Source organism: Streptomyces sp. NPDC006510, from assembly GCF_040611955.1.
Lineage (GTDB): Bacteria > Actinomycetota > Actinomycetes > Streptomycetales > Streptomycetaceae > Streptomyces.
The window spans coordinates 1-4,061 of sequence record NZ_JBEXPH010000367.1 but is presented as its reverse complement, the minus strand read 5'-3'; the positions used below and the strand labels follow the sequence as shown (position 1 = coordinate 4,061).

Annotated in this window: 2 protein-coding genes and 1 pseudogene; all 3 read right to left on the bottom strand. The window is 76.1% G+C overall.

The window, feature by feature from the left end; genetic code table 11:
- Positions 1 to 1,679: DUF5682 family protein (locus tag ABZY11_RS43345; protein ID WP_356484448.1), on the bottom strand; the 1,679-nt coding region annotated here is incomplete at its 3' end.
- Positions 1,680 to 1,696: 17 nt separating this feature from the next.
- Positions 1,697 to 2,851, bottom strand: coding sequence for an AAA family ATPase (locus ABZY11_RS43340; protein ID WP_356484447.1), 1,155 nt, complete (start codon positions 2,849 to 2,851; stop codon positions 1,697 to 1,699).
- Between the two features lie 138 nt (positions 2,852 to 2,989).
- Positions 2,990 to 4,061 (bottom strand): annotated as a pseudogene (locus tag ABZY11_RS43335) (DNA-binding protein); the annotation flags it as partial.

Below are 4,061 nucleotides of genomic sequence, written 5' to 3'. Positions count from 1 at the left end.
GCGAGCGTACCGGCGGTGGCCTGGGCCGCGGTCACCCCGCGCACGCCCGCGAGGTCGAGGCGTGCGGGCACGGACGGCGTCCACGTCAGGCGCCACCTGGTGCCGAGCGCGGTGCTGTCGCCCGTGCTCGCCACGTCCAGGGGTTCGCCGTACGAGGCGCCGATCACCAGCAGCCGCTGGAGCAGCACTTCGCGGCGGCCGTCCAGCGGTGAACGAAGCGGGTCGAGGCGCAGGTCGCGGCGGTCGGGGTCGTCCGGTCGGGGCAGCCGCAGTTCCGCGAGTTCGGCCTCGACCGAGGGGCCCAGACCGGACCGGGGCGCGTGCGGGCTGATCCGGCCGCGTGCGGTGCCGACGAACACGGCCTCCAGCGCGCGGGCCAGGGCCCGGCCCCGGCCGAGGGGTTCGCCCTGACCGAGGACAGTGGTGACGGCCTCCAGGAGTTCGCCGCGCCCGGGCGCGGGCAGTCCGCGCAGGGCGGCCAGGTCGCAGGCCAGGCGCAGCGTCTCGGCGCCCTCGCCGGTCCCCGCGGTGTGACCGCCGCGGCGCATCTCGCGACACAGGCCGGTCACCGCGTCGGCAGCCGCCTCCCGGATCCGTTCCGGATCGCCGGCGGCGGTGAGCACCGCCTGCTGCCACAACGGGTCGCGGATTCCAGCCGGGTAGCCGGACCGGGAATCGAGCAGGTCGAAGGAGTACGGGACGAGGGAGGTCACCGCCGAGCCCTCGGTCGCTGCGGCGCCGTCTTCCCCGGCCCTGCCAGCCGCCCAAACCCCTCCCGCGTCCGTACCGGACCCCCACGTGCGGGGCCCCGCACCGCGCGGCGCGGCCTCGGACGGGACGGCCGCCCGCCCCGTAGCGCCGGAGGCGCCCGCCGTCCCTGCCCCGGCCTCCGCTCCGGCATCCGCCTCCGTGGACGCGAGAAGCGCGGGTGCGTGGAAGGCGCCGATCACGGCTGCCACCCGGCGCCCGTCCGCCGAGGCAGAGGCGATCACCTGCCGCATCCGTTCCTCCCGCGCCAGGTCGGCGGCGGGTACGGCGGCGTCGGCGCGCAGGGCCCAGCCCACGCCCAGTGCGGCTCGGCGCACCGCGTCCGGGGCGCACCCCGGAGCCAGCACCTCCACCGCGCGGTCCCACAAATCGTCACCGTCCCGGCCGGTCCCGGCGGCGGCGAGCGCCTCGGCGTACGAGCGCCGCACCCGCGTCGCCCCGTCGCCGCGAGCAGGGTCAGGACTGGCGTCGGGACCGGCGTCGAGCGCACCCGTGGCCCCCAAGGGCGCATCGGCCTCCGGACGTACGGCCTCGCTCCCGTCCCGCTCGCGCACCGGCCCGAGTGCCCCCGCCGACCAGCGCGGGTCGCCGAGGGGGAGGTCGCAGCACACGACCTCCACCCCGCGGCTTCTGGCCCAGCGGACCGCGGCGAGCTCCGGTGAGAAGTCCGCGAACGGGTAGAACGAAAGCCGTCCTCCCTCGCCCGCCCCGGCCAGGGCGACCGGGGTGACGGTTTCGGGGTCCGCCAGGTGTTCCAGCCAGGGCTGGAAGTCGGTCGGCAGCTCGACGCAGACCACCTCGGCCCGCGCCTCTTCCAGCAGGGCGGGTACCACCGCGGCCAGCGCCGGACTGTGGTGGCGCACTCCCAGCAGGTACGGCGCACGCGATGCGGCCAGTGCGTCCACGGCCATCCGTGGATCGACGGTCGTCAACGCAGGCTCCCGCGCAGGTCCCAGAGCCGGCGCCACATCGCCGAGCCGTTCTCGGCGCGGCGGCGCACCGGGCCGTCCCAGTAGCCCAGCAGCCGTGCGTGGTCGGCGGGGTCGTCCTTGCGGACCACGCCGAGCAGATGTCCCGGCAGCAGGTCGAGCACGTCCTCGCCGGGCAGGTAGGCGGCCGCGACCCCCAGCGACGCCGCCACCTGGACGGCCTCGGCGGTGGACATGACCGTGCCCGGCCGCTCCACGTCCCAGCCCTCGTTGGAGCGGCCGGAGCGCAGGTCGCGGAAGACGGTGACGAGGGCGTCGAGGACGGCGTCATCGACGGCGAAGGCCGCGCCCGCCCGCTGCACGGCGGCGACAGCCTGGCGGCGTATCAGGACCGCCTCGGCGTCGGCGTCGGCGATCGGGTCGACGGTCTCGAAGTTGAAACGGCGCTTCAGCGCGGCCGACATCTCGGAGACGCCCCGGTCGCGCAGGTTGGCGGTGGCGATGACGGTGAAGCCGGGGGCGGCGCGGACGACCGCGTCCTCGGTGGAGGTCAGCTCGGGTACGCTGATCCGCCGGTCCGACAGGATGGAGACGAGGGCGTCCTGAACCTCGGGCAGACAGCGGGTGATCTCCTCTACCCGCACCACCCGTCCGCCCCGCATGGCGGCGAGGACCGGGGAGTCCACCAGGGCCTGCGGGGTGGGGCCCTGGGCGAGCAGCAGGGCGTAGTTCCAGCCGTAGCGGAACGCGTCCTCGGTGGTGCCCGCCGTGCCCTGCACCGTCAGGGCGCTGGTCCCGCTGACAGCGGCCGCGAGCAGCTCCGACAGCATCGACTTGGCCGTACCGGGCTCACCGGTGAGCAGCAGCCCGCGCTCTCCGGCGAGGGTGACCACACAGCGTTCGACCAGCGCGCGCTCACCGACGAACTTCGGGGCGATCACCAGCTTCGACGGCAGACCGGCGCGACGCCGGGGCAGGGCCAGCTCCACGCCGTCGCTGCCGCAGACGAACGTGACCACCGCGCGAGGAGTGAGCGCCCAGCCGGGCGGCCGCGGCCCGGGGTCCTGGGCGGCGAGGAAGGCTAGTTCGGCGGCGTGGCGCTCCTCGGCCGGCTGGCCCTGCCGGACGGGTGCGGTCTGTTCGGTGACGGTCATGCGGGTTTCCTTCGTCATGGTTCGACAGGTGTTCATACGGATCGGGGACCGGCGCGGCGCACCCGGGGGCGGGCGCGCCGCGCCGTGCTGACGACGGGCGGCCGGTCAGCGGCGGCTCAGGTGCCGTTCGGCGGCGCCTCAGCGGCGGCGCCTCGTACGCCGCACCTTCAGCTCCTCGAAGCGCGGGAGGTCGCCGTCGAGGATCCGCTGCCAGGCCCGGGCGAACAGCTCCGCGGCCGGTTCGGTCGGCACCAGGGTGCCCAGCACCGGCCGGCCGCCCGTGGCCACCCCGTACATCGGCAGCTTCCACTGCTCGACGGGCAGGACGGGCGCCGACTGCTCCGCCCAGGCGCCCGGCAAGACCAGCGAGCGTCCCGCCCGGGCCCGTACGGCCGACACCACCAGGTCGGTCTCGGCCAGTTCGGCCCGCGCCGTCTTGAGACGGGCCGGCTTCCACCCCGTCCATCGCGCGGTGTTGCGGTCCGTCGGGTCGGGCATGGCCAGCAGCATCAGGTACAGCGTCGCCGCGTCGGCGGTCAGACCGCGTGCCTCGGCGACCTCGGCCACCCGCTCGGGCACCGAACGAGACGGATCCTGCGGCCACCACAGGCCCTCGTCGTCCGCCGCGCCGGCCGCGGGCGCGCCCGGGTCGGCCAGCAGCCGTGCGAACGCCGGGTCGTGCGCCCGCCGCAGGGCCGTCTCGACCCCGGTCGGCTGCTGATCGGCGCCGCGCAGTGCCACCAGGTACGGGTCGGAGCCGGTGGAGTCCAGCAGGGCGGGCCGTATGGCCGGCTGGGGCTGGCCGTCCTGCGTGGCCATGAGCACCGCGCCGTACCGCTCGTGGTCCGGTGCCGTCTCCGTCGGGGCGCCGGCCACCTTCCGGAAGTCCGCGAGGCTCGTGTAGTGCCCAGCGGAGAGCAGCAGTTCGGGTGCCGCAAGGCGCTGCCGCACTGCGGTCAGCGCACTCGGCAGCGCCGCCCGTACCGGATCGCCGGCGGGCAGCCGGTGGGCCAGCCAGGCCATCAGGCTCATCGAGCCGGCCAGCACCGCCGAGGTGAACGGCGCATCGGCGGGGGACGCCGTCGCCGGGTGATCGCCCTCGATGCGCCACGGCACGTCGACGCCGAGCTCCGGCGACGACGCCGGTTCCAGCAGCGCCGGGAGCGCCCGGTGCACGGGCCAGTCGCTGCGCGCGGCGCGCGCAGCCTCC

What these genes read in the sequence shown, in the direction of transcription:
- ABZY11_RS43340 (WP_356484447.1), bottom strand. Translation starts at nt 2,851, where the DNA reads ATGACCGTCACCGAACAGACCGCACCCGTCCGGCAGGGCCAGCCGGCC.